A 25,246-nucleotide genomic window follows, 5' to 3' on the forward strand; every position below is an offset into this window, starting at 1 on the left:
CCGCCAGGCCCTACACCTCAGAGACCGAACGCGTTGCCGCCTTCGAGCCCTGGCTGCACCACTACAATCACAACCGAGGCCACACCTCACTCAAGGGTCAAACACCCGCTAGCCGCGTCACCAACCTCCGTGGGTAATACACCTAGGCGGGGCTGACGGCCCCGCTGGGCGGCGGCGTGCCGCGCCTGGCCCTCCCCCGGACGGCGAAGAGGACTGGACCGGCGCCGGGCGGCGGTGGAATCCCGCCGGCCTTCCTCACGGCAAACTCAGGCGAAACTCTCCAGCTCAACCCCGGCGCCTTCGAGCGCGGCACGGATCGCGGCGGCCGTGGCGACGGAGCCTGGGGTGTCGCCGTGCAGGCACAGAGACTGCGGCTCGAGCCGCAGCACGGTGCCGTCAACGGCCTCGACTTCGCCCGTCGTGGCCAGGCGCACGGCGCGCTCGGCGATTTGCCCCTCGTCGTGCAGCAGCGCGCCTTCCTGCGAGCGCGGCACGAGGGTGCCGTCCGGGAGGTAGGCGCGGTCTGCATAGGCTTCGGCGAACACCGGATGACCGGCTTCCCGGGCGATGCCCAGCAGGGCGGAGCCCGGCAGGCCCAGCACGGGAAGACCGGGATCGTAGGCCTGGATGGCGGCGATCACAGCGGAGGCCTGCTCGGCGTCGCGCACCGTGCGGTCGTATAACGCCCCGTGCAACTTGACGTAGTCCACCGACGCGCCGACCGCGTGGGCCACGCCGTCGAGTGCGCCGAGCTGGTAGAGCACGGCGCCGAAGAGATCATCGAACGTCATATCCAGGGAACGGAGGCCGAAGCCGGCCAGGTCCGGGTAGCCGAGGTGGGCGCCAACTTTGACGTCGAGTTCGTAGGCCGCACGGCACGTGTCCAGCATGGTCACAGGGTCCCCGGCGTGCAGTCCGCAGGCCACACTGGCGCTCGTGACGAGCGGGAACATGGCGGCGTCATCGCCCATGGTCCAGGTGCCGAAGGACTCGCCGAGGTCAGCGTTCAGATCCATGAATTTTGCCTTCCAGCGCAACGTCCACGGCCGGGGTTCCGGCCGTGTTTCGTTCGGAGCTCATTCCTGGGCTAGCCAGCAACTCCCCCGGGATGGTGTCCGGCAGGGGGCCGAAGGCCTCCTTGGCGTTTGCGATGACGGCGCGCCCCATCAGCCGGTTCCCGACGCCGCCGACGACGGCGCCAATGCCGAAGGGCAGCGCCCGGCCCAGCAGCGCGGTTCCCTGGCGCTTCAACAAGTTCCGCAGGAACATCGCCTGGATCCGCTCCCGCACCGAGCCGAAACCGGCCGACGGCACGCGGCGCGCGAACGCCGAGCCCCAGGCCTGGGACGGACCCTTGCTGCGGCCCGCGGCCTGGCCGCTCAACGAGCTCAGCAGCTCCGTCCCTTCCTCGCCCAGCATGATGGCCATGACCAGGGTGCTGGCGCGGTCCGGATCCACCATCCGCACGCCGTGAAGCTCGGCCAGGGAAGTGGAGAACAATGCCGTGGCCTCGAGGAAGCCGACGGTCGCGGCCGCCGAAAGACCCAGCGCAGCCACGGTCCCGACACCCGGAATCACGGCCGATCCGCCGACGAGGGCACCGCCGCCGGTGACGGCCACCAAGTAGTCGCGCTCCAGCTTCGCCGCAAGCTGCGCCGCCGTCGCCTGCGGGTGTTTCCGCTGCAGCCGCCGGAGGTTTGCGAGCACGAGCGGCCGCTGGACGTCGACGGCGCGCAGGAGCATGTTGTGGACGCCCGGCTTGGGCTTGCCGTCGGCGTCGAACATGGCATTGTGTGCGGTCTTCTGGGCAATCTTCATTGCAGGGTTGCTGCGCTTGGCCATCGTCGCCTCTCCGTGAACCATAAGTGTGCTGAACTTCGTCCAGTCTTAACACTAGGCCACGCCGAGCCTGCGCCTCGATCGGGTGCGGGCAGGTCAGGGCGGATCGACGCCGGCCATCCGCCCTGATCTGCACCCGGTTCGGCCGCACCCGCTGCCACGCCAGTCTCTGGCGCCGCGGGGGCCGGCCGGCAGCTGTCACCCGGTTGGCGCTGGTCCCGTCTGCCGGTCGGACAGAACATAGGCAAAACCGCCGATCGAGGCGCTGACATCCGGGGAAGAACCCGCTGCCACGGCGGAACTCGAAAAGGTGGTCACCAGCATGAGCCTCGTCCCGGTCTGCAAGCCATGAACGAAATCCAGGACCTTGCCATATTGCCCGGTTACCGTGAGCTGGATCGGCATCAAAGTGAAGTTTTTTGAATTCACCCCGGCGCTGGACGCCGGGCCCGCTGCCGCTGCAGGCGAAGCGGCCGGTGAAGCGGCCGGCGCCGCAGCAGGCGCCGCAGCCTTCGCCGGCAGATAGGCCTGGCCATCGGTCACTGTGAATGCCGTGAGGGTCACACCGTGGGCCACCTCCAGGGAATGGATCTCTGCGATGAAGGACGACATGTCCGTGCCCGACGGGATGGCCTGACGCAGCGCGTCACGCTGCTGCTTTAGCACATCCAGCGTCGCGTAATCCCGCTTCAAAACAGCCAGGCCATCTGCGCTTGCGGCATTCTTAGCCCGCGCTGCCGCAGCGTTCTCGTGGGCCGCGGTTGCGGCCGCGAGCTGGGGCTGGACGCCGACGAGAAACCCGAACAGCACGATAACGGCCATCGCGAGCACCGCGCCGATGAGAAATATCCTGTTCTTATCCATCACTTTGCCCCCGCCGGGAAACGCTTCGAGAATGCGGCCTCGTTGATGTGCATCGTGATGTTGATCATGTAGCCGCCGTCCGGGTTTTTGACGACGGAACCGGGCAGCGCATCGGCAAAGCCCCGCAGGGCCTGCAGCCGGTCCAGCCAGGGCGGGACCACCGGGAGCGTGGGACTCTTTGCGCTAAAGCTCAGCGTCGCTACCCGGCTTCCTTGCAAGGGTGCGGTGGATTGGACGAATGCCGCTTGCGGCGACGAAGAGTCGATCTGCACCGTATCGATGGTCATTCCCCCGGGCAACGTCTTCTGCACGTCATCAAGGTAGGCCTTCCAATCGATTTCGGAGTTCATGCCGATCCCACGGGCGGCCTGGATCAGGGCCACCTCATCCTGGACCTGCCGTACTTGACCATATTTCCGTTGCTCGGCCAGGACCAGGCCCGTCTGTGCCTGTTCCGCGGTCAGTTCGCCCTGCGCCAGTAGCGCGGCCACGCCGGCGCCTCCCCAGCCGAGCATCGTGAGCAGCAGCACGGCCACGACGGCCAGTCCCAAGCGGTCCCGCAACTTCCTGGCGGCGACGAGCTGGCGCGTCTCCGTCGGCAGCAGATCGATCTGGCGGTTTCCGCCGACGACGATGCCGCCACCGCGCGCGGGCCGCTTGGGACGCAGCGATGGCAGGCGGACCGGCTTTTTGGCGGCATCGGCAAGACTCCACCGCTTCCGGACCGGGCCCGCACCGGCGGCGGCAACGGGCACGTCGGTCCCCGCGCCGGCGTCGCCTGCGGCTGAGGCGGTTCCGGCGGCGGCGGTTCCGGCGGCAACGGTTCCGGCGGCAACGGCGATGCTGCCGGTGCCGGCTGGAGCGCCGCCGTCGCCGATCGCGAGGCCGAGTGCCACGGTCAGGGACGAGTGGCCCTGTCCGTGCTCCCCCGGCTGGAGCCGTCGCGACAGGTCGACACGGCGGAACGGGTCCCCCGTGACCACTTCCAGGCGGGTCACTTCGGAGAGGCTCTCCGCGAAGCCGGGCAATTCGGCTCCGCCGCCGCTCAACACCAGCTGCCGCACGGTCTCATCCGGCCGGCTGTTTAGGTAGTACTGGACCGTATTGCGAAGGCTAATCAAGAGTTCACTGGTCGTCTCGTAAATGATTCCGAGGGCCTCGTGATGTTCTTCCGACACCCCCTTGCGCGAGCCAAGTCCGAGCTGCCGTTTGAGCAGTTCCGCGTCGGCGGGAATCATCCCAAGGCGGGTCGCGAGCGCACTCGTGAGGTCTCGTCCACCGGCCGGGATGAGACGCACAAACTGCGGAACGCCGTCCTTCGCGATGAGCACGCTGGTGGTACTCGCGCCCACATCGATGACTGCCACCAGCCCGTCGCAGTCCTCCCGGGGAAGCAACACGCGGCTGGCGGCGAACGGGATGAGGTCCACGTCGACCGTCCGGAGCCCGGCGCGGCCCGCGGCCTCAATATTGCCCAGCACGGCTTCCTTCCCCGCGGCGACCAGCAGCCCGGCGACGGCGGCCCCGTCACCTCCCGGGACGTCCGATGTCGGGTAGAAATCCAGCTGGGCATCGGCAACCGCCATGGGAAGCATGTCCTGGACCTGGAACGGCAGCGATTCCCGGATCGCGGCCAGGGTGGCTCCGGGGACGGTGAGGTCACGCACGAGCACATGGTGGTTTCCGATGCCAAGCACCACGCTTTTGGACTTGAAACCGCCCTTGGACCACAGCTGCTTGAGGGCTGCAGCCACGGCGTCCGGGTCAATCACCACGCCGCGGCTGACCGCGCCGTCCGTCAGCGGAACCTCGAAGTACCGGAGCACGGTGGGCCTGGTCTTGTCCGGATGACGGACTTCGACGGCGCGCACCGCGGTGCTGCCGATGTCCACTCCTATGCGTTGTACCAAGTTCCCTGTTCCTTCTCTGTCAGTGGGGATGCCCGCATCTCCGGTGATGCTGTGTTTCTAGAGTCCGACCAGCGCAAGATAGCCTTTCCACAATGAGCCGCCAGCAATAATGCCGGTCCAGGCTCCGGCAAGCATCCAGGGGCCGAAGGGGATGCCGCTCTTCCGGTTCGCCTTCCGGGCTACAAGCAGCCCCACCGAGAACAGGCCGCCCAGCAGGAATGCGGCGAAGGCTCCAACCAGAAGCGGGCCCCAGCCCACCCAGCCCAGGAAAAGTCCCAACAGTCCGGCCAGTTTGACGTCGCCGAATCCCATCCCTCCGGGGTAAGCGAGCGCCATGAGCAGATAGGCGGTCCAGAGCACGGCCATGCCGGCGCCGGCGCGCAGCAGCGCGGAATAATCGCCGGAAAGGATTGCGGCCAACGTGAAGAGAGCGGCGCCCACGAGGTAGCTGGGCAGGACGATGGCATCGGGCAGGCGTCGGGTGTCGAGGTCTATCAGTCCGAGCGCCACGGTGACCGCCGCCAGGTACAGGAACCCGACGAGCACGAGGATCCCCGGCGCTCCCTCAGTGGGACGGCCCGCCGTCACGCCGCCTGTCCACGCCCACAGGGCGACCCCGGCGAAGGCGATTCCGGTCCCCGCCTCCACGAGCGGGTACCGCTTGGAGATCGGCTTCGCGCAGCTGCGGCATCTTCCGCGCAGGATGAGCCAGGACAGGACAGGGATGTTGTCGTAGGCCTTAATGACGTGGCCGCAGCCGGGGCAGGCGCTCGGCGGGGACACGATGGAGAGACCGTTCGGTACACGGTAGACGACAACGTTCAGGAAGGAGCCGATGAGCAGTCCGAAGATGCCTGCGTACGCGGCGAGGAAGGTAAGCCAAAGGCCTGGGCTGGTCAGGCTCATCCGGCGCTCCCGTCCGCGTTGAAGGCTTTGCCCACCTCAACCTGGACGCTCACGCCGTACGTGGTGGAAACCGGAACCATGAACTTCGGCGGTGCAATGTTCCGAAACCGCTGGTCATAAAGGTAGCCCTTCGCATAGCCGGTGGACCCGCTGGTACCGACGGGGCCGCGGAAATTCTGCGCGATCGCGCCGCTGACCGTGAGGGTGCCGCGCAGGTTGCCCTTGTCGTAGTTCTGCACCTGGAATGTGTGGTTGACCGACAGGAGGGCAGCATTGATCGTCCTTCCGTTGTCCTTCGCGCTGTCGGTCAGGAGCGGGGTGTACTTGTAGGTCGGGGTGCTGCCCGAGCAGTTGCTCGTGCACGTGCGCTGCATGGGGTTCCACACCCAGATCGCGTTTTCCGCCACCAGCCCCAGGATGTCCGCCTTCGGGTCCACATAGGTGATGTTTCGCGTCACGTACAGGTAGTTTGCGGCGCTGATGGTGAGGGCGCTGTGCAGTTGGCCCTCGACGAAGGCGTCGCCGTTGCGGCAGCCGTAGGCCTGGGTTCCGGACGTCGCGGTGGGAGCGTACTCGTTGGTGGTGGGGTACCCGATTCCGTTGCCGGCACCGCTGCTGCCCGTGAGGCCTGTGCAGCTCAGGCCCGGCGGGGTGCTCGACGCCGCCCAAAAGTTGGGGTCGCCGGCACCGCTGGAGGGCACATTCTGCACATAGACCAGGTTCTTGGTCGGCACGGGAAACGTCTGGCCCGTCGTGCCGGCCAGGGTCCCGGAGTTGCCGGCGGCGTTCTTCGTCGGGTCACCCGGCGTACCGCAGGAGGACGACCCGGACGGCGGCGTACCGACGCCCGTCGCGGGACTTCCGACGACGCGGGTGGCCTTCGTCCAGGGCGATCGCACCGTCATGGTTCCGTCCGCATTGAAGACAATGCTCGTCGGCCCGGTGTATAGGCAACCGGGTCGCGGCACCAAGGCCGGGATGTCGGTGCGTGTCTCGTCTTTCATTTTGGCGTTCGACGGCGGCATGGCGACGGCGGCAGCGTAGGCAGGGCTGCCGGGAACCGAAAAGGTGGGCGAACAACCCGACGACGGCTTGTCATACCGCGGCGGGTTCGCGGTATTGGAAGTCGTCACGGGGCCATTGAACGTGGCGCCGCAGATGTAGAGGGTGTCATTGGAATGCAGCGGTCCGTTGATCACGTCACCGGATCCGAACTGGATCTGGGCGCATGAGCTGGAGCGTCCCTGCCACTTGTACTGGGCACAATTTGGTTGTCCGTTCGTCCCGTTCATGCCGGTCAGATCGGGGTCCTGGACCTCATAGTTGGTGAAGTAGAGAAAGTCGATGAACCCGGCCTGCTTCAGATTGACCACGATGCTCCGGGTCTGCTTACCCACGCGCCCGGTTGATTGGATCCGGAGCACCCCGGTGGCCGAGTAGTTGGAATTGTCCACCTCGTAGCGGTAGGAGGCGGTCCCGCCGCTGCCGGGAACCGTAGCCCAGGAGCCAGCTGCGCCGATGCCGAACGCCGGGTTGGTTGCGGAGCCCGTCGGCAGCGCCAACGCACCGGCCGCCTTGCTCGTGGCACTGAATGGGGAGTCCGGATTGCCGTATTGCATGTACGTGTTGTCATTGGCGAGCTTGCTCTTATACTCGTCGACCCCGGCGTAGGCGGCGGCTATGGCCGCGTTCCAGTCCTGGTCCGTCCTGGCCCTGACCAAGCTGCCGAGCGAGACGCTGAGGGCAGTCGTAACGAGCACGGTCAGGACCGCGGCGATGCCGATCACCACGATCAGGGCCACGCCCTCTTCGCGCCGCGGGCCGGGTGTTTCCGCGGACAGCCGCCTGGCCACTCTGCTTCCGATCATGAAATCGTCGCCGACGCGTTGAGGTTCGGGATGCCGACGAGGTTTTCGAGCGTGACGGGAGACGTCCTGTCGGTCAGACTTTTTTGCACGGTAAGGCTGACCCTCACGGTGACGATCGCGGCGAGGCTCGCCGCAGGGACATCAGTTCCGGCCGGGGCCAGGGGAACCGTTCCCGGCACGTCGCTGTAATAGGTGAAAAGATATGGCGCCGTCCCCGTGTGCGGCGAGACCGTGGTGGTCAGGATGCGGGTCACCTGCGGGGCGACATAGCCAGGTGCCCCGACGTAGGGCGACGGAAACCCCGAATAGCCGCCCGCCAGGACCGTGGCCGCCCAGCGCTCTTCGACCAGTTGGCGCTGCGCATTCAGGGAGAGCCGGATCATCACCGGATGCGGATCAGTGCGGTCGCCGCCCACGAAAGAGTACAAAATGACCGATTCCGGCTTGGCCTCGACGAACGCGGGATTGTCCAGGAGTTGTGCCTGCACGGGGTTGGACGTGCCGGACCGAATAACGCGTGCGGCCTCATCCATGCCATTGGCGGCGTTGGCGGTATTGGCGTTGACTGCTGAGGCCAGAGCCATGGCTTTCGTGGAGTTGATGAAAAGGTTGGCGGCGACCGTGAGGACGATCATGAGCACGATGCTGGCCACCAGAAGTTCGGTGAGGCTCATGCCGCGCTCCGGGTCGGAGGCGAACCGCCGCCACCGCGCCCGGCATGCTGCGGTCAGCGCGGTCATGGCGCCACCACCGTGCGCGGGTCGAGCGTCGCCACGCCACTGGAGGAGACGGCGCTGGGGGCGGCCACGGCCAGGGAGCTGGCAGCAAGGACCGTCGTCTGCGCACCCTTGGATGACCCGGTGTACAGGGTCCATGAGCCATAGGGCAACGCAATCTTCCCGGCCGCTGCAAGGGCATCGAAGGCGTACGTCATCGGCACCGAACAGCCCGGATCGCCGGCGCCCGTCCCGGCAGCCGATACCGCCGTGACGAACTTGCCGGCGGCCCCGGAGACGGTGAGCAACCCCATCGGCAAGGCGGCCGCCGTCGTCGTGGTCGATGGCGTCCGGACGGCCGCTTTGAGGGTGGGATCCGCGGGCCAGGCCTCCGGATCGACTGAAATGCATCCGGGTGAGCTCTGGCTGGGGGCCACATATTTACCGGCCATGACGGCGTAGCCGCCCGGGAAGGGAAAGAGCTGCAGGGTGCGGCTGGCAGCGGCGGCGGCACCCTGGGAGACGTAGACACCCGCCGTGCTGAGGAAGGTTGTGTCCAGGTTGCTCGGGAACTGCGCTGTTCCGACGGCGGCGTTGGACGCATAGTTCACGGAGAACGAGCCGGCGAGGTCGAAGACGAACCCCGCGGACGCGGACGTCCCAGCGGTGACGGCGATCCTGGTGGCTTTCGTGCTGGTGGGAACCTGACCGTTGTCGATGTAGCCGGCGCGGGAGACTGTGACATCGTAGGTGCCGGGCACCACCTTCAGGAGGTAGCTGCAGCCCTGGGCATTCGTGGCCGCCCCCGTGACCGCGACGGCGGTGTTGCCGGCCACTCCCGGGGTGGGCGCTGCGGAGACCGAGACCCCGGCGCTCCCGGCGCCGCCCGCGGCCAAGGTGGAGACGATGATCGTGCCGAGGGCGGGGTCGTTGATCACGTTTTTGGGCGCCAGCTGCGTGTCCGTGCGGACAGGCGATGCCCCGGCGCGCATGCCGTCCCAGGTGACGGAAACGTTGATGCGCTTGTATTGGAGCACGCCGGTTCCGGAACCGCAGCCGTTGCCTTCGCCGGCGCCGCTGACCCACTGGGTGGTGCGCTGCACGACGAAGCTGCCGACGGCATTAGCGATCGTCCGGGTGGAATCGCCGAGCGTGAAGACGTCCTTCGCCGAGCGGTCCAGGTCGATCTCCTGGCCGGCAAGGTTGGTGGCCATCTCCCGGGCGCGGCCCTCCTTGGTCATGGCGAGCACGGAGAGCAACGAGTAGGCGATACCCACTGAGAGGACGGCGAACACCATCATGGCGATGAGGACCTCAACGAGGGAGAAACCGTCCTCCGGCGGAGTGTCCAGCCCCAGTACTAAGCGCAGGCGCGCGGGGAAAGACCTCACGGTGCACCTCTTTCAGCGGGGGTACCAGGCAGCACTCTTGTGGTTGTTTAGGACTTGCTCCAGGGAGCAGTAATGCGAAACGAACACTGGCGGGATGCGGCCCCACGGGCATCCCACCAGCGTTCGTTGCAGCGGTCGCTGCTTAGGCGGCAGGCTTTAGCCAGCTACGTTGGCGATGCACGTCCCCTTCTTCACCGACTGGGTTGCATCAATTGCGAAGTCCTGGCCACTTGCACTCTTAGCGGTGATGCAGAAGGCGTTCGCGCCGTCGGTGGTGTAGGTCAGTTTCGCAAAGCCTGACGTGTAGTTGCCGACGGCCGGCGCCGGGGACGCAGTGTCGAAAGCCGCTTGATCGGCAGCCAGCTTCCCGCCGGGGCTAGTCGTCTGCGCGGTAACGACGGCCGTCTTGGCGTTCGTCAGGTCCGACTGGACCGCGCTGTCCTTGGCGCCGCCCTGGATGTTCAAATAAACCGGAATGGCGATGGCGGCAAGAATGCCGATGATGATGACCACGACGAGGAGTTCGATCAGGGTAAATCCCTTTTCCTTCTCGGCGAGGGCGCTGCGTCGGGCGGCGAGCGCCTGGAAAGCACGTGAGACCATGAAATTCCCCTAATTACTAAAAAGAAGGGCGCACAATTGCGAGCCGAAATGAACTGTATCGGAGGAATTTACGCGTCAGCGTGATTAGTTGGAAATCCTTGGGAACAACTACTGTGCACCCCACAAATGGTGTGGGAGAGCTGTTTTTCTGCGCCAATAGTGCGCTAATCCTGCTTGTCCCAGGCGGCCTCGATCACTTTATCAGCGTGAAGATATTGAAGATTGGCAGATACAGGGCCACAATCATGCCGCCCACCACGATTCCCAGGAACGCGACCATGAGGGGCTCAATCAGGGCCGTGAGCTGCTCCGTTGTCGCCTGGACCTCTGCGTCATAGAAATCGGCAATCTTGACGAGCATCTGCTCCAGGGCGCCGGCGTCTTCGCCGACCGCGATCATTTGCGTCACCATGGCGGGAAAGGCAGGAGATTTCGCCAGCGGACCGGCAATGGATTCGCCCTGACGCACAGATTCCGCCACCTCGTTCAGCGCCGACTCCATGACCCAGTTGCCGCTCGACTCCCCCACGATCCGCAGGGCCTGCAGGATCGGCACGCCGGAACTGATCATGGCGGAGAAGTTGCGGCTGAACCGGGCGACGGCGAGCTTGGTCATCAGCGGCCCGAACACCGGAAGCTTGAGCTTGAGCGGATCCACCACCCTGCGCACTTCCAGCGAGTTCTTGTTCTTCCTCCACCACAGCGAAAAGCCCAGGCCGGCAACGACGATGGCGGGCGCCAGCCACACCATCTGTTCCGAGAGCACCACGAGCATCTGGGTGGGTAGCGGCAGGGTACCGCCAAGGTTGGAAAACATCGTCTTGAACACCGGAACGATGAAGATCAGCATGGCCGCCACCGAGAACACCGTCATGATCAGGACGATCATGGGGTAGCTCAACGCCGACTTGATGGTGCCCCGGAGTTTTACGTCCGCCTCGAAACTGTCGGCAATGGACTCCAGCGCACCGTCCAGGAATCCGCCGATCTCCCCCGCGCGCACCATATTGATCATGATGGGGGGAAAGTCGGCGGGGTGCTTCTGCATGGAGTCCGACAGCGAAATCCCCGTCTCGACGTCGTCGCGCACGTCGGTGAGGATTTTAGCGAGCGGCTTGCTCTCGGTTTGCTCAGCGACGATGTTGAGTGCGCGCAACAGCGAGAGCCCGGCGCCGACCATGGTGGCCAGTTGCCGGCTCATGATGGCCAGGTCCTTGACCTTGACGCTTTTTTGGACTCCCGAGATCGAGATCTCGCGGTTCAGCCCGGTTCCCGCCGGCGCTTCCGCGATGGTGACAGGGGAAAGGCCCATGGTTTTCAGGCGTGCGGCGACGGCGGCCTCGCTGGAGGCATCCAGGCGTCCCTTGACGAGCTTGCCGTTGCCGTCCCTGCCGGTGTAGGCCCAGGCCTGCGCGGCGCCCACCTAGCCGGCCTCGGACGAGAACGAGTCGCCGAAATCGATTCCGGCGGCCCGTTCGGCCATGGCGCCGGAGGAGTCGCCACGCTCCAGTAGCCGATCGAAGGTCTCCGGATCATGCACCTTTTCGTCGGCCGCGGCGCGGGTAATCTGGCCGGAGCCAACCAGCTCGGCCAAATGCTGGTCCATTGTGTGCATTCCCAGGCCGCGCCCTGCCTGCATCATGGAGTGCACCTGGTAGGTCTTGCCCTCCCGGATCAGGTTGGCGATGGCGGGGGTGGCCACCAGCACCTCTGTGGCCACTACGCGGCCCCGGCCGCTGGCACGCTTCACGAGCGTCTGGCAGACCACGCCCTGCAGCACTCCGGCGAGCTGTGAACGTACCTGCCCCTGCTGATGCGGTGGGAAGACGTCGATCACGCGGTCGATGGTCTGGGCGGCGTCCTGGGTGTGGAGGGTGGCGAAGACCAGGTGGCCGGTTTCGGCCGCGGTCAAGGCGACCGACATCGTCTCCAGGTCACGCAGTTCCCCGATCAGGATAACGTCCGGATCCTGCCTCAGAACATGCTTGAGCGCTGCCGCGAAGCTGTGCGTGTCGTTGCCCACCTCGCGCTGATTGACGAGCGACATTTGATGCGAATGCAGGAACTCGATCGGGTCCTCCACCGTCACGATGTGGTCCGCCCGCGTACGGTTGACGAGATCGATCATCGCCGCCAATGTCGTCGATTTGCCGGAGCCGGTGGGCCCGGTCACGAGCACCAGGCCGCGCGGCAACTTGGCGAACTCTCCGATCCGCTCCGGGATCCCGAGTTCCCCGAACTGCTTGATCTCCCAGGGGATCAAGCGGAACGCTGCGCCGAGCGAACCGCGCTGCTGATAGTAGTTCACCCGGAACCGTGCGGTGTCAGGGAGCGTGTAGGCGAAGTCCAGCTCCAGCTCCGTATCGAAGATGGTCCGCTGCTCGTCGGTCAGGAGGCTGCCAAGGGCGGAGAGCACCTTGTCCCGCTGCCACGGCTCCGTGCGGCCGGCCGGCCGGAGCCCGCCGTCGACGCGGATCATCGGCGGGGCGTTGGCGGTCAAATGAAGGTCCGACGCCCCCTGGTTCAGCACTGCTTGCAGGGCGGCCAGCAGGTCGGGGTCGATGGTGCCGCCCGCGGCCTCACCAGCCAGGGCTTGGCCCGCGGCCGCCGGAATGCGCGTCTGGCCATGCGGTGCATTGGCGGCGTCAAGCAGTGCCTCGACGGCGGCCGGACGGCCGACGTCGATAGGGTCGGCGGACGCCGGATCCGTGACGTCCCATAGCCGCCCTGCAACAGGCCCCGGCTCGCCCTCAGGATCCGCCGCGAAGTCCGGCATTACCGCGGGCTCCGGCTCAAGGCGGGCCGCGCGCCGGCCCCCGGGCACGAGTCGCTCAGGCGCCCAGCCGGCCGCGGAATCGCCGGGCTGCACCATCGGAACCTCATAGACGGGTCGCTCCACCATTCACTGCCCTTCCGGCATTCGACGAACCACTAGGCCACTACCCTCAAGATCTCTTCGATTGATGTCAGGCCCATCCGGACCTTCTCCCAGCCATCTTCGCGCAGGGTCAGCATCCCCTGCTCACGCGCCGTACGGGCGATTTCGGCGCTTGAGGACCGGGCGACGGCCAGGCGCTCGATCTCCTCCGTGACCGTCATGACCTCGTGCACCGCCATGCGCCCACGGTAGCCCGTCTGTGAGCAGCCCGTGCAGCCGACCGGCCGGTACAGCACCGGCGGCGGCCTGTCGGGGTCGAAACCGAAACGCAGCGCGGCGAGCTTCTCGGGATCATGGTCCACCGGCTGCTTGCACCGGTCGCAGAGCCTGCGCGCCAGGCGCTGGGCGACCACGCAGTCCACGGCCGTTCCCACCAGGAACGGTTCGATCCCCATCTCGGTCAGTCGGGTGATGGCACTCGGCGCGTCGTTGGTGTGGAGCGTGGAGAGGACAAGGTGCCCGGTCAATGACGCCTCCACGGCGATCTGCGCGGTCTCGTGATCGCGGATCTCGCCAATGAGCACCACATCCGGGTCGCTGCGCAGGATGGACCGCAAGGCGCTGGCAAACGTCAGCCCTGCCTTCGGATTGACCTGGACCTGGTTGATGCCGTCCATCCGGTACTCCACCGGGTCTTCCACAGTAATGACGTTGATCTCCGGCCGCGCCACCGTCTTGAGCGTCGTGTAGAGGGTGGTGGACTTCCCGGAACCCGTCGGCCCGGTTACCAGGATCATGCCGTACGGCTTCGTGTAGGACGTTTTGTACGCCTCGTAGTTGCGCTCCAGCAGGTTCAGGTCACGCAGCGAGACGGTCGAGGCACTGTTGTCCAGGATTCGCATGACGATCTTCTCGCCCCAGACCGTGGGCAGCGTTGCGACGCGCAGGTCCACGATGCGGCTGCCATGCCTGACGGACATCCGGCCGTCCTGCGGTTTGCGCCGCTCCGCGATGTCGATGTCGCTCATGATCTTCAGCCGGGAAATCACGCCGTTCTGGATGCTCTTGGGTGCGCTCTGCATCTCGTGCAGCACGCCGTCGATCCGGTACCGGACGCGCACCTCGCCGGCGGTCGGCTCGATGTGGATATCGGAGGCGAGGTCCTGGATCGCCTGGCTCACCAGCAGGTTGACGAACCGGACAATCGGCACGTCGTCCTCGAAGGAGCCGATCGTCCGGCCGTCGTCCTCTGCGCCGGCACTTTCTTCTTCAAGGGTGTTGGTGAGATGGTTCAGCTCATCGTCCGCGCGCAGTGACCGGTCGAGGGCGGACAGCAGGTCGGGGCGGTCGGCGACAACAACGTCCACCGGCAGCTGGGTGGCGGCGCGCACGTCGTCGATCGCAATGACATTTCCCGGGTCCCACATCGCCAGGGTCACGCGGCCATCGGCAATGGAAAGCGGCAGCACCTCATGCCTTCGGCACAACGACGGCGACACCCGTGACACCGCGGCCCTGTCGATCGGGACGACGAGCAACTCGACAAAAGGCAGGTTGGCCTGCACTGCACGCGCCCTGGCAACCTGTGCACTCGTCACGTCGCCGTCGCTGAGCAGGGTGCGGATGGCCGCCGCGTCGTTGGAGCGGTACCTTCCGAGCCGAGCCACGTGCTCGGGAGTCAGCAGTCCCTCCAGCGCCAAAATTTCCGTCAAGGATGCCACACGCGCCTCCTTCAGAGGACGCAGCAGGCACGTCCGTCGGCCAAACACGAATGCCCATCATTCGTCGACAAGCCTGCCCAGACTAACCCGCCCCGGAGCAAGAACCGAACACCCCGCCACCGGGCAGGGCCCGTGGCGGGGTGCGCAGCCTGCCTGCTCCTGCGTCTCAGAGGCGGGCGCGCACGACCGGGATCGACGCCGTCGGAAGTCCGCTGGGGAAGACCGTGGGCTCGGGAGCGGCCACGGGCGCCAGCGGCACCCGGACGGACCCGGCACCGACCGTGACGAGTTCGCCGCGCACGTCGACCTCCAGCGGGGCGCCGTCCTGGATGCGGAGGCTGATGGACGCCGGGTCCAGTTCGACATGCAGGAGCCGGCCCTGGATCTTGAGGTGGAACTCGAGTCCGTCCCATTCGGCCGGCAGCCGCGGGTCGAAGTACGGCACGGCGCCCTGGTCGCGCAGGCCGGCGAAGCCGCTGACGAGCGAGCTCCACACCCCTCCCGTGGAGGCGATGTGCACGCCGTCGATCGTGTTGCCGTGGGTGTCGTCCAGGTCGATGAACAGCGCGTGGGTGAAGTGGTCCAGCGCGGCCTTGCCGTAGCCGACCTCGGCCGCCATGATGCCCTGGACACACGCGGAGAGGGTGGAGTCTCCCGTGGTGATGGGATCGTAGAAGTCGAAGGCGCGGCGCTTTTCCTCGGCCGTGAAGTCCTGCCACTGCAGGAACATGGCCAGCACGGTGTCGGCCTGCTTCAGGACCTGGTGCCGGTAGATCACGAGCGGGTGGAAGTGGAGCAGGAGCGGGTACTTGGACCGGGGCGTGGTCCAGTCCCACGGCTCGAGGGTCATGAAGTCGTTGTCCTGCGAGTGGACCTGGAGGTCCTCGTCATAGGGCAGCTGCATCCGGTTCGCGGCCTGCTCCCAGAGCTGGCGTTCGGCGTCGTCGATCTCGGGGTGGTCCAGTGCGGCCGCCGCGCGCAGGTTGAAGCGCGCCATGACGTTGGTGTACAGGTTGTCGTTGACGACGGCGGTGTATTCGTCCGGGCCGGTCACGCCGTGGATGTGGAAGAGCCCGTCCTTGCCGAAGAAGCCCAGCGACACCCACATGCGTGCGGTTTCGATCAGCAGCTCGGAGCCCAGGGTCTGCTCGAACTCCTGGTCCCCGCTGGCCCAGATGTAGCGGTTGGTGGCGAAGGCGATCGCGGCGGCGATGTGGAACTGCGCGGTGCCGGCCGCATAGTAGGCGCTGGCCTCCAGGCCGTTGATGGTGCGCCAGGGGAAGAGGGCGCCGTCCACGCTGAGCTCCTTCGCACGGATCTTGGCTTCGGGCAGCAGCGCGTGGCGGAATTCCAGGACCTGGCGGGCGTTGCCCGGGTTGGTGTACGTCAGGTACGGCAGGAGGTACACCTCCTGGTCCCAGAAATAGTGGCCCTCGTAGCCGGAGCCCGAGACGCCCTTGGCCGGGATGCCGGCGACGTCGGCGCAGGCAGTGGCCTGGGCGAGCTGGAAGAGGTTCCAGCGGACGGCCTGCTGCAGCTCGGTCTGACCGCGCAGGACGATGTCGCTCGTGGTCCAGTACCCGCGGTAGTGGGCCTCGCTTTCGGCGAAGATCTCGCTGACCGGCATGAGGCCGGCCTCCGCGGTGTCGGCCAGGTCCTCGACGGCCTGTCCCACCGCGTAGCTGACGCTCTTTTCCAGCAGGAACGGCACGTCCGGGCCGACGGCGAGCACGTAGCGGACGCTGCTGTCGTCCTGGTCCACCTGGGTGTCGAAGGGCTGGACCCCGGCCGAGGTCCAGTGGTCCACGGCCATGCCGAGCCGCTGCCTGGATTCGGCAGCCTCCCAGGACAGGCGCAGGGAGCCGTCGCCGCCGTCGAGGCGCACCGGAAGGAGCACGCGGCCGGCGTGGCGGCCGGCGCGGCGCGGGTCATGGGCGGAGTGGTCCTCCACCGGCTGGTCCTGGCGGTTGATCACCGAAGACGTGACGTCGGCGGAGATGTCCCGGTCCGCGGCGAGTTCCAGGGAAATGCCGAGGGCGCCGCGGGACTCGTAACCGACGGCACGGCGCTCGGTGGTAGTCACCGTGGCACCGGAGCGGCACTGCCAGGTGATCCGGCATTCATAGACGCCGGTCGCGAAGTCGACCGAGCGCCGGTAATCCAGCACGGTGGATTCATCGAGGCTGAGCGTCTCGCCGTCGATGATGACCGTGAAGTTGTTGGCGTCCGGGACGTAGAGGATCCGCTGGCCGGTGCGGGCGAAGCCGTACGCGTTCTCGGCGTGCTTGATGTCCCAGGTCTCGTGGAAGCCGTTGATGAAGCTGCCCGGAAGTTCGGCGTCGGCGGCCGCCCAGTGGGCGCCGCGGATGCCCAGGTGTCCGTTGCCGAGGCTGAAGAGGGTTTCCAGCGTGCCGGCATTCCCGGGCAGGTGGACAGTCTCCACGAGCTGCCACGGGTCATTGGGGAACCGGGCGCGGTCCGAGGTGATGAGAGCCATGGTGGAGGGGTTCCTTCGGGCAGGCGTTGTGCGGCGGTTGATGTGGTGGGGCGGTGCGGGGGCGCGGAGGTGCGGAGCGGGTTCGGTGGGTTAGAGCAGTTCGGCGAGGTCGTTGACCACGAGGGTGGCGCCGGCGGCGAGCAGGGTCTGCCGGCCCGCGCCCCGGTCCACGCCGATCACCGAGTGGAAGCTCCCGGCGCTGCCGGCCTGGACACCGGAGACGGCATCCTCGACGACGACGCATTCTTCGCTGGGCAGGCCCAGCAGCCGCGCGGCGTATTCGTAGGTGGCCGGGCTCGGTTTGCCGGGCAGCCCTTCCGCGACCGCGACGACGCCGTCGACCACGACCGGGAAGTAATCGGACAGTTCTGCGGCCTTGAGCACTGCCGGGGCATTGCGGGAGGAGGAGACGACGGCGAGCTTCAGTCCCCGGGCCAGAGCGGCCTCGATGAACCTCACGGATCCCTCGTACGGCTTCACGCCGCCGGCCTCCACGATGTCGTTGAAGACCTTGTTCTTGCGGTTGCCCAGTCCGTGGACGGTGTCGTGGGCGGGATCGTCGTCCAGCGGTCCTTCCGGCAGGACGATGTTGCGTGAGGCCAGGAAGTCCCGGACGCCGTCGAACCGGGGCTTGCCGTCGATGTGGTCGAAGTAGTCGCTTTCGCGGTAGGGCGCCGCCTCGGGGACCGAGCGCAGGAAGCCGTCGAAGAGATCCTGCCACGCGCGCTCGTGCACGATCGCCGTGGGCGTCAGGACGCCGTCGAGGTCGAAAAGGATGGCTGAAGCGCCCGCCCAGCCCGGACGGGAAGCGGTGCTATTGGAAAGCTCAGTCATGGATCAAAGTCCTTTCAGACGGTGGGCAATCAGGTCGGTGGTCTTCTGCAGCGGAGGTTCTGGGCGACGGCGGGCGGCCGGGCCGGGGCGGTGCGGGGTCTGCTGGCGCTGGCGTGCTGCCGGGCATGTGCCGGGCTCGGCGAGCGTTCGGTTCAAGGAGCATCGGCTTCAGCGACAGTCCGTTTCAACGACGGCCGGTTCAACGACGGCGTCGGGTGCTCTTACGCTCCACCAGCTTGGTATCCAGCATGTGGCTTGACGGGGGATTCGGTAGCCCCGAGCTATGGAGTCTTTCGATCAGCAGGTTGGCGGCGAATGCCCCCTGATCGGCCACCGGCTGGGCGATTGTGGTCAGTCCCAGGAACCAGCTCATCTGATGATCGTCTATTCCTATGATGGACACGTTCTTCGGCGCTGACAAACCGAGATCCCTCAGGGCCATGAGTGCGCCGAAGGCTGTTTCGTCGCAGCCGGCGAAGATTGCGGACGGCATCCTGCGGTTTTCGACCAGCTCGGTCATGGCCCGGCGGCCGCCTTCGATGCTGAAGCCGGCGTCGATCACCAGGTCCGGATCAACCGTCAGATCGTGCTCGACGAGAGCGCCTTCAAAGCCCCGCAGCCGCTCGCCGGCCGTGATGTCGGAGGGCTGGCCGGCCTCGCTCCCGGACAGGATGGCGAGGTCCCAGTGGCCCAGCCCCAGAAGGTGGTTGGTGGCGGCGCGGGCCGCTTCCTCGTTGTCGATGCCTACGTTGTCCCACGGCACGTCGTCCATGCCCACGCTCGCCACGGCAAGACCGGAGCCGGCCAGGGCGGCCATTTCGGCTTCGCTGAGGGCGATGTTCAGGAGCAGGACACCGTCAACGCGCTGAGCGAGCCCGGCGACGTCGTCGAAGAGCTTCCGTTGCACGCTGGGCTGGTTCCGGAGGCTGATGAGCACCGTGTCGAAGCCGCTGTCCGCAAACACTTCCTCGGCAGCTTCCACAGCCTGGGCAAAAAACCAGGCGGTCGCGGTGGGGGCGATGATGGCAACGGAGCCGGTTTTTCCGCCGGCCAGGCGCGACGCCGCCGAGGATGCCTTGTAGCCGAGCTTGGCCGCCGCATCCCCGACCCTGGCCTGGGCCTGTTCGGAGACATTGGGCAGGTTCCGGAGCGCCCGGGAGACGGTGCAAATGGAGAGTCCGGCGAGCGCCGCGACATCCTGGATGGTCACGCGCGTGGTCCTGGCCTGCATCACGGGCCCAGCCCTTTCTTCCCCCGGAAGTAGTAGGCCGGTGAACATGGCCGAAGTCGAGTGTAAACGCTTACAAAATTGGTATGCAAGTGGATTAATAGAGAAACTCCGTCCGGCTTGGCCGAAGGGCCGCCGGTTTCAGCGCAGCACGTAATGCCGAAGGAATACGCTGACGTCCACCAACTCGGCTTTTGAGATCGCATGGCCCATTCCCGGGTAGGTCCGCGCCGTGAGCTGGGTGTTGTGGTGCAGCCATTCTTCAGTGTGCTCCGTGGCGGCATCGTTGATCACGACGTCGTCCTTGTCCCGGCCCCAGAAGAACGGCGGCCGGGACCCGAAGGATTCGCTCATGGCCAGAAGCTCACTGTCCAGGACGAAGCCGGAAAGACCGACGACGGCGCGGAACTGCTCCGGCCGGAGCCGCAGCAGGGTGCTGGCCATGGCCATGCCCTGCGAATACCCCAGCAGGCTGACACTGCTGTGCCGGGCCTTGACGGAGTCGATCCACGCCAGCACGCTGGTGGTGCTGGAGATGACGTCGGCAAAGTCGTGGGTCAGGAAGTAGTCCAGAAGGAACCACCCGTAGCGGTCCCCGATCACCTTCGGCCCGCGCAGTGCGGCGCAGCTGAAGTCCGGCGGGAGGGAACCGAACAGATTGGCCATCCGGGATTCGTCCGTGCCGTAGCCGTGCATCATGACCAGCAGGGGCGTGCCGGCACGCTCATTCTCCGGCCGGGACCAGACGACTGTCTCCATGGGCACAGCCTAGCCAGTCGCCGGCCCGGACACCGGCCATCCCGACTCCGATTCCGTGCCCCGTCCGCGCACCGTCCGGTCATCCGCTTCGGAATCGGACAGCCGCGGCGTGGATCCGTGCCGCCGGCGTCCGGAAACGCCGCGGAATCATCGCCCAGAGGGCCTCGGGGCGCGGGGGGCGCGGAAGTTTCCCGGCGGGGCGTGGGCCGTTTCGTTGAAACAGTGCGGGCCGGGCTGTAGCGTGACGCTGGACAGCATGCTTAGCATTTCCTACCCGTGCACAGACACCAAGGAGCAAGACATGAGAATCGGTTCCGCCATCTTCCTCATCGCCATCGGCGCCATCCTGGCCTGGGCCATCGCGCCCGGCCTGATTCCTAACGTGGACCAGACCATGATCGGCTACATCCTCATGGTTGTCGGAGTCATCGGGCTGGTCGCCTCCCTGGTCCTCGCCAACCCCGGCCGCGGCCGCACGCGCCGCGTCAGCGAGACCCGATCAATCGTGGACCCCAACACGGGCGAGACCATCACCCGCAATGAGAGCCGCGACGCGGGCTTGTAGGCCGCCGCTCTCCGGAGCCATCATCCCGGAAGCCGGGCCTGACCAGTAGGGTCGGGCCCGGCTTCCGTCATTTCATGGGGCCCCCGCCAGCCCGGTGCGCCGCACGCCCGTCCGGCCACTGGACATGCCCCACCCCGCCACGGGACATGCCCCACTTTCAGGCTGTGGCATGGACATGATCCCAAATTGCCCACTCTCCGGCCCGACCGCTGGACATGCCCCCCGATCCCCGGCCCAGCCACCGGATATGTCCCGCACTCCCCCGCGCTCTCAGGCCCAGTCCCAGCGAAAGCACAGCGCATGCCCAACCCCCGGAGCGTGGCATGGACATGATCCCAAATTGCCCACTCCCCGGCACGACCACTGGACATGCCCCCCGATCCCCGGCCCAGCCACCGGACATGTCCCGCACTCCCCCGCTCCCCGGCCCAGGCCCAGTCCCAGTCCCAGTCCCAGCGAAAGCACAGCGCATGCCCACCCCCCGGAGCGAGGCATGGACATGATCCCAAATTGCCCACCCCTCGGCACGACCACTGGACATGCTCCCCATTCTCCGGTCCGACCACTGGACATGCCCCCGACCCCCGCCCGACCACTGGACATGTCCCGTGGCGCCAGGCCGCCACTTCTGCGTTCTTGTGGTTTTCATTGACAAACCAACACGAACAAAGATAAAGTCAAACAATTCCACTTCATGTGATGCGAGTCACGGAAGCGCCAGGGGATTCGGAACGCAGTCGCAGGCAGCCAGCAGAAAACAGTACGCAATGGAGGGTAAGTGTTCGCCGAGGAACGCCAACAGCTGATCGTGGGGCTGATCTACGCCAGTGGCCGCGCCAGCGTTACGGATCTTGCCGAGCGTTTCAGCATCACCACCGAAACGGTTCGCCGGGACCTCGCCGCCCTCGAAGCGGCAGGCAGCGTCCGGCGCGTCCACGGGGGCGCAGTCTCCCCGGACCGGTTCAGCACCACCGAAGAAAGCATCCTCGAACGCACCGTCCAGCGGCAACCCGAGAAGATCCGCATAGCCGAGGCCGCCCTGGCCCTCATTCCCCAGGGCCGCGCTGGCAGCATCCTGATCGACGCCGGCTCCACCACCGAAGCCCTCGCCGAGCTCCTCTCCGCCCGGACGGCCGGAGCCGCGGCTGCCGGCGCCTCCCCGGCATCCGACGTCGAGCTGGTGGTCATCACCCACGCCCTGCCCATTGCGGCAAAGTTGTCCGGGGAACCCGGAATCGCCCTGCACCTGCTGGGCGGAAAAGTCCGCGGCATCACCCAGGCCGCGGTCGGCCAGTCCACGGTGGAAGCCGCGCGCCGGATCCGCCCGGACATCGCCTTCATCGGCACCAACGGAATCCATGCAGCCTTCGGGCTGAGCACGCCCGATCCTGAAGAAGCCGCCGTCAAGGCTGCCTTCGTCCAATCAGCGCGCCGCATCGTGGTGCTGGCTGATTCCTCCAAACTGGACGCGGAAACGCTCGTCCAGTTCGCCTCGTTGAAAGATCTGGACACCTTGATCACAGACTCGAAACCCAGCCGGGAACTCGCCGATGCCCTTGCGGAAGCCGGAGTGGAGGTTGTGGTCGCATGATTGTCACGCTGACCGCCAACCCCAGCCTGGACCGCACAGTGGCACTGCCCGGTCCCCTGCTCCGCGGCGAGGTGCAGCGCGCCGTCTCCGTCCGCCAGGAATCCGGCGGAAAGGGAGTCAACGTCTCCCGCGCCCTGGTGGCTTCCGGATTGAAGACCATCGCCGTGCTTCCCGGAGCGGAGGCCGATCCCGTGCTCGCCGGGCTGCGGGACAGCGACGTTCCCTTCGCGGCGCTGCCGATCGGCGAGCCGCTGCGCAGCAACGTGGCGCTTACCGAGCCCGGCGGGGTCACCACCAAAATCAACGAACCCGGACCGGCGCTGAGCGAGGACCAGCAGGAAGCCCTGATCGGGCTGCTCCTGGACTCCTCCCGCGGCGCCAGCTGGGTTGTCCTGGCCGGTTCGCTCCCCCCTGGAGTTCCGGTCGAGTTCTACGCAACCGTCACCCGACGGCTGCGGTCCATGCACGACGGCACCGATGCGCCGCGCATCGCCGTCGACTCCTCCGGCGAACCCCTCGCCGCAGCGATCTCCGGCGATGCCTCGGGAAAGCCGGACCTCCTCAAACCCAATGCCGAGGAACTGGCGGAACTGGCTGCGGCAGCCGGGTACGCCACCCATAAATCCGCCGAGGAACTCGAAGCCGATCCGGAGGCTGCCGCGGCAGCCGCCGCCGCCGTCGTGCGTTCCGGAGTGGGAGCCGTGCTGGCAACCCTGGGTTCCAGGGGTGCCGTGCTTGTAACGGCCGACGGCGCGTGGCTGGCCACGCACCCGCCGGTCAAGGCTGTCAGCACCGTCGGCGCCGGCGATTCCTCGCTTGCCGGCTACCTGCTCGCCTCCAGCCAGGGCGCCGCCCCGGCCGATTGCCTCCGTCAGGCGGTGGCCCATGGTGCCGCCGCCGCTTCCCTGCCGGGCTCCACTGTCCCGGCAGTCAACCAAACCACCCCTGATGCCGTAACCATCACGGCCCTCCGGAAGGATTGACAGTGACACAGCTCATTAATACCGAACTGGTCGAGCTCGACCAGAATCTGGGCAACTCGCCCGAGGACGTGATCCGGCACCTGGCAGGCAGAGTAGCGGCCAACGGACGGGCCACCGAAGTCGAAGGCCTCTTCGCCGACGCCTTCGCCCGGGAGTCCAAGACCGCCACCGGCGTCCCCGGCGGCATCGCGATCCCGCATTGCCGTTCGACGGCGGTCACGGAGCCGACGCTGGCCATGGCACGGCTGTCCCAGCCCGTCGATTTCGGCGCCAAGGACGGTCCAGCGGATCTCATCTTCTTCATCGCCGCTCCCGAAGGCGCGGACCAGGACCACCTGAAGCTCCTGTCCAAGCTCGCCCGGTCCCTGATCAAGAAGGACTTCACGGCCGCGCTGCGTGCCGCGTCCTCGCCGACGGAAATCGTTGAGCTTGTGGAGGGGGCACTGGCGGACAAGCCCGCAGCCCACGCCGCAGCTGCCCCCGATGCCGCACTTTCCACGGCCAACGCGCCTGCAGCCGGCGCCCCGGCGGCCGCAGCTGCCGGGGCGGTTGCCGGCACCCGGGGCCCCAAGCGCCTCGTCGCCGTCACAGCCTGCCCCACCGGCATCGCGCACACCTACATGGCTGCCGATTCGCTCGTGGCCGCGGCCCGGGAAGTCGGCATCGACCTGCAGGTGGAGACCCAGGGCTCCTCCGGCGCCAAACCGCTGGACCCGGCCGTGATCGCCGCGGCCGACGCTGTGATCTTCGCAGTTGACGTGGACGTCCGCGGCAAGGAGCGCTTCGCCGGCAAGCCGGTCATCAACGCACCCGTCAAGCGCGGCATCGACGAACCGGACAAGATGGTCCAGGAGGCCCTCGCCGCCGCCGACAACCCGAACGCCCGCCGCGTGCCGCACTTCGGCGCTGAGGAGCAGGCTGAGACCGAGGCCATGGAAAAGGGCGAACACATCGGCCAGAAGCTCAAGAAAGCCCTGCTCACGGGTGTCAGCTACATGATCCCGTTCGTGGCAGGTGGCGGCCTGCTGATCGCCCTCGGCTTCCTCATGGGCGGCTACCTGATCACGAAGTACGCGGATGCGATCGTCGTGGACAACAGCCTCTTCAACCTGCCGACCCAGTTCCCGGACAACGCCTGGGGCCCGCTGGGCGCCTACATCGGCGCTGTCCTGTTCAAGATCGGCGCCCTGTCGCTCGGCTTCCTGGTTCCGGCCCTTGCCGGCTACATCGCCTACGGCATCGCTGACCGGCCGGGCATCGCGCCGGGCTTCGTCGCAGGCGCTGTGGCCGGGTTCATGGGTGCCGGCTTCCTCGGCGGCATCGTCGGCGGCCTGCTCGCCGGTTACATTGCGCACTCGATCGGCAAGCTGACCGTAGCCCGGTGGCTGCGCGGCCTGATGCCCGTGGTGATCATCCCCCTGCTGGCCTCGCTCGTCGCGTCCGGCCTGATGTTCCTGATCCTGGGCGGTCCGATCGTTGCCATCACCAAGGGCCTGAACGGCTGGCTCTCGGGCCTCACCGGCGCCAGCGCGATCGCCCTCGGCGTGATCCTGGGCCTGATGATGTGCTTCGACCTCGGCGGACCCGTCAACAAGGTTGCCTACTCGTTCGCCGTCGCCGGCCTGGGTGCCGCAACGCTCGAAAACCAGGCGCCGTGGCAGATCATGGCCGCGGTCATGGCCTCGGGTATGGTTCCGCCGCTGGCCATGGCGCTCGCTACGGTCCTGGACAAGCAGCGCTTCAGCCTGGCTGAACGCGAAAACGGCAAGGCGGCCTGGCTGCTGGGTGCCTCGTTCATCTCCGAAGGAGCCATCCCCTTCGCCGCCGCCGACCCGCTCCGGGTCATCCCGGCCAGCATGCTCGGCGGGGCAATCACCGGAGCCATCTCGATGGCATCCGGAGTCGGTTCCAAGGCACCACACGGCGGCATCTTCGTCTTCTTCGCCATCGACAACTTCGTGATGTTCGTTGTCTCCATCCTGGTCGGAACCGTCGTGACCGCATTGTCCGTCCTGGCACTCAAGCGCTGGGCAGTCAAGAAGTCCGTTGATACGGTGGAAGCGGTTCCCGTAACCGTCTGATCCGGTCCAGGA

The 25,246-nt window shown here is 66.8% G+C and carries 20 protein-coding genes and 1 pseudogene; 5 read left to right on the forward strand and 16 right to left on the reverse strand.

Going from position 1 to position 25,246, the window contains the following annotated elements:
• Positions 1-137, forward strand: a pseudogene (locus tag AC1DCZ_RS10340) (IS481 family transposase); the annotation flags it as partial.
• Between the two features lie 129 nt (positions 138-266).
• Here AC1DCZ_RS10340 and AC1DCZ_RS10345 read toward each other — a convergent pair.
• The 16 genes from AC1DCZ_RS10345 to AC1DCZ_RS10420 form a co-directional block, all read right to left on the reverse strand.
• Entirely contained in the window at positions 267-1,016 is a 750-nt protein-coding gene (locus tag AC1DCZ_RS10345) for a LamB/YcsF family protein (protein ID WP_476974501.1), read from the reverse strand.
• The gene (locus AC1DCZ_RS10350) at positions 1,000-1,842 is read right to left on the reverse strand and encodes a hypothetical protein (protein WP_476974502.1); all 843 of its coding nucleotides are present in this window, start codon (positions 1,840-1,842) and stop codon (positions 1,000-1,002) included. Before AC1DCZ_RS10350 ends, AC1DCZ_RS10345 begins: the two co-directional genes overlap by 17 nt.
• Before the next feature lie 195 nt (positions 1,843-2,037).
• The gene (locus AC1DCZ_RS10355; RefSeq protein ID WP_476974598.1) at positions 2,038-2,703 is read right to left on the reverse strand and encodes a hypothetical protein; all 666 of its coding nucleotides are present in this window, start codon (positions 2,701-2,703) and stop codon (positions 2,038-2,040) included.
• A complete protein-coding gene (gene pilM / locus AC1DCZ_RS10360) occupies positions 2,703-4,613 on the reverse strand; it encodes a type IV pilus assembly protein PilM (protein WP_476974503.1) in 1,911 nt (636 codons plus the stop codon). Before pilM ends, AC1DCZ_RS10355 begins: the two co-directional genes overlap by 1 nt.
• A 57-nt stretch (positions 4,614-4,670) precedes the next feature.
• Positions 4,671-5,519 (reverse strand): prepilin peptidase, encoded by an 849-nt coding sequence (locus tag AC1DCZ_RS10365; protein WP_476974504.1) that lies wholly within the window; start codon positions 5,517-5,519, stop codon positions 4,671-4,673.
• A complete protein-coding gene (locus AC1DCZ_RS10370; protein WP_476974505.1) occupies positions 5,516-7,387 on the reverse strand; it encodes a hypothetical protein in 1,872 nt (623 codons plus the stop codon). The genes AC1DCZ_RS10365 and AC1DCZ_RS10370 overlap by 4 nt, the downstream gene beginning before the upstream one ends.
• Positions 7,384-8,127, reverse strand: coding sequence for a prepilin-type N-terminal cleavage/methylation domain-containing protein (locus AC1DCZ_RS10375; protein WP_476974506.1), 744 nt, complete (start codon positions 8,125-8,127; stop codon positions 7,384-7,386). The genes AC1DCZ_RS10370 and AC1DCZ_RS10375 overlap by 4 nt, the downstream gene beginning before the upstream one ends.
• The gene (locus tag AC1DCZ_RS10380) at positions 8,124-9,494 is read right to left on the reverse strand and encodes a type IV pilus modification PilV family protein (protein ID WP_476974507.1); all 1,371 of its coding nucleotides are present in this window, start codon (positions 9,492-9,494) and stop codon (positions 8,124-8,126) included. Before AC1DCZ_RS10380 ends, AC1DCZ_RS10375 begins: the two co-directional genes overlap by 4 nt.
• Positions 9,495-9,650: 156 nt before the next feature.
• Positions 9,651-10,097: a prepilin-type N-terminal cleavage/methylation domain-containing protein gene (locus AC1DCZ_RS10385; RefSeq protein ID WP_476974508.1), complete on the reverse strand. Its 447-nt coding sequence runs from the start codon at positions 10,095-10,097 to the stop codon at positions 9,651-9,653.
• Positions 10,098-10,290: 193 nt separating this feature from the next.
• Complete coding sequence (locus AC1DCZ_RS10390) at positions 10,291-11,520, reverse strand: type II secretion system F family protein (RefSeq protein ID WP_476974509.1); 1,230 nt, start codon at positions 11,518-11,520, stop codon at positions 10,291-10,293.
• Entirely contained in the window at positions 11,521-12,999 is a 1,479-nt protein-coding gene (locus tag AC1DCZ_RS10395; protein WP_476974510.1) for a type IV pilus twitching motility protein PilT, read from the reverse strand. It lies immediately after the preceding gene.
• Between the two features lie 29 nt (positions 13,000-13,028).
• On the reverse strand, positions 13,029-14,696 hold the full coding sequence (locus tag AC1DCZ_RS10400; protein ID WP_476974511.1) for a GspE/PulE family protein: 1,668 nt from the start codon (positions 14,694-14,696) through the stop codon (positions 13,029-13,031).
• A gap of 166 nt (positions 14,697-14,862) precedes the next feature.
• Entirely contained in the window at positions 14,863-17,193 is a 2,331-nt protein-coding gene (locus tag AC1DCZ_RS10405; protein WP_476974512.1) for a glycoside hydrolase family 65 protein, read from the reverse strand.
• A gap of 90 nt (positions 17,194-17,283) precedes the next feature.
• Complete coding sequence (locus AC1DCZ_RS10410) at positions 17,284-18,027, reverse strand: HAD family hydrolase (RefSeq protein WP_476974513.1); 744 nt, start codon at positions 18,025-18,027, stop codon at positions 17,284-17,286.
• A gap of 199 nt (positions 18,028-18,226) precedes the next feature.
• The gene (locus AC1DCZ_RS10415) at positions 18,227-19,237 is read right to left on the reverse strand and encodes a LacI family DNA-binding transcriptional regulator (RefSeq protein ID WP_476974514.1); all 1,011 of its coding nucleotides are present in this window, start codon (positions 19,235-19,237) and stop codon (positions 18,227-18,229) included.
• A gap of 159 nt (positions 19,238-19,396) precedes the next feature.
• Positions 19,397-20,014 (reverse strand): alpha/beta hydrolase, encoded by a 618-nt coding sequence (locus AC1DCZ_RS10420; protein WP_476974515.1) that lies wholly within the window; start codon positions 20,012-20,014, stop codon positions 19,397-19,399.
• Positions 20,015-20,315: 301 nt separating this feature from the next.
• On the opposite strand from AC1DCZ_RS10420, the gene AC1DCZ_RS10425 reads away from it, so the two are divergent.
• The 4 genes from AC1DCZ_RS10425 to AC1DCZ_RS10440 all read left to right on the forward strand — a co-directional run bounded on the left by AC1DCZ_RS10425 (position 20,316) and on the right by AC1DCZ_RS10440 (position 25,234).
• On the forward strand, positions 20,316-20,579 hold the full coding sequence (locus tag AC1DCZ_RS10425) for a DUF6458 family protein (RefSeq protein WP_476896624.1): 264 nt from the start codon (positions 20,316-20,318) through the stop codon (positions 20,577-20,579).
• Positions 20,580-21,357: 778 nt separating this feature from the next.
• Complete coding sequence (locus AC1DCZ_RS10430) at positions 21,358-22,170, forward strand: DeoR/GlpR family DNA-binding transcription regulator (RefSeq protein WP_476974516.1); 813 nt, start codon at positions 21,358-21,360, stop codon at positions 22,168-22,170.
• Complete coding sequence (locus AC1DCZ_RS10435) at positions 22,167-23,153, forward strand: 1-phosphofructokinase family hexose kinase (protein ID WP_476974517.1); 987 nt, start codon at positions 22,167-22,169, stop codon at positions 23,151-23,153. The genes AC1DCZ_RS10430 and AC1DCZ_RS10435 overlap by 4 nt, the downstream gene beginning before the upstream one ends.
• A 2-nt stretch (positions 23,154-23,155) precedes the next feature.
• Positions 23,156-25,234, forward strand: a complete 2,079-nt coding sequence (locus tag AC1DCZ_RS10440) for a PTS fructose transporter subunit IIABC (RefSeq protein ID WP_476974518.1) — start codon at positions 23,156-23,158, stop codon at positions 25,232-25,234.
• Positions 25,235-25,246: the final 12 nt, after the last annotated feature.

The sequence above is a fragment of the Arthrobacter sp. 10N418 genome (assembly GCF_056394725.1).

What these genes read in the sequence shown, in the direction of transcription:
- AC1DCZ_RS10345 (WP_476974501.1), bottom strand. Translation starts at nt 1,016, where the DNA reads ATGGATCTGAACGCTGACCTCGGCGAGTCCTTCGGCACCTGGACCATG.
- AC1DCZ_RS10350 (WP_476974502.1), bottom strand. Translation starts at nt 1,842, where the DNA reads ATGGCCAAGCGCAGCAACCCTGCAATGAAGATTGCCCAGAAGACCGCA.
- AC1DCZ_RS10355 (WP_476974598.1), bottom strand. Translation starts at nt 2,703, where the DNA reads ATGGATAAGAACAGGATATTTCTCATCGGCGCGGTGCTCGCGATGGCC.
- AC1DCZ_RS10365 (WP_476974504.1), bottom strand. Translation starts at nt 5,519, where the DNA reads ATGAGCCTGACCAGCCCAGGCCTTTGGCTTACCTTCCTCGCCGCGTAC.
- AC1DCZ_RS10370 (WP_476974505.1), bottom strand. Translation starts at nt 7,387, where the DNA reads ATGATCGGAAGCAGAGTGGCCAGGCGGCTGTCCGCGGAAACACCCGGC.
- AC1DCZ_RS10375 (WP_476974506.1), bottom strand. Translation starts at nt 8,127, where the DNA reads ATGACCGCGCTGACCGCAGCATGCCGGGCGCGGTGGCGGCGGTTCGCC.
- AC1DCZ_RS10385 (WP_476974508.1), bottom strand. Translation starts at nt 10,097, where the DNA reads ATGGTCTCACGTGCTTTCCAGGCGCTCGCCGCCCGACGCAGCGCCCTC.
- AC1DCZ_RS10395 (WP_476974510.1), bottom strand. Translation starts at nt 12,999, where the DNA reads ATGGTGGAGCGACCCGTCTATGAGGTTCCGATGGTGCAGCCCGGCGAT.
- AC1DCZ_RS10405 (WP_476974512.1), bottom strand. Translation starts at nt 17,193, where the DNA reads ATGGCTCTCATCACCTCGGACCGCGCCCGGTTCCCCAATGACCCGTGG.
- AC1DCZ_RS10410 (WP_476974513.1), bottom strand. Translation starts at nt 18,027, where the DNA reads ATGACTGAGCTTTCCAATAGCACCGCTTCCCGTCCGGGCTGGGCGGGC.
- AC1DCZ_RS10420 (WP_476974515.1), bottom strand. Translation starts at nt 20,014, where the DNA reads ATGGAGACAGTCGTCTGGTCCCGGCCGGAGAATGAGCGTGCCGGCACG.
- AC1DCZ_RS10425 (WP_476896624.1), top strand. Translation starts at nt 20,316, where the DNA reads ATGAGAATCGGTTCCGCCATCTTCCTCATCGCCATCGGCGCCATCCTG.
- AC1DCZ_RS10435 (WP_476974517.1), top strand. Translation starts at nt 22,167, where the DNA reads ATGATTGTCACGCTGACCGCCAACCCCAGCCTGGACCGCACAGTGGCA.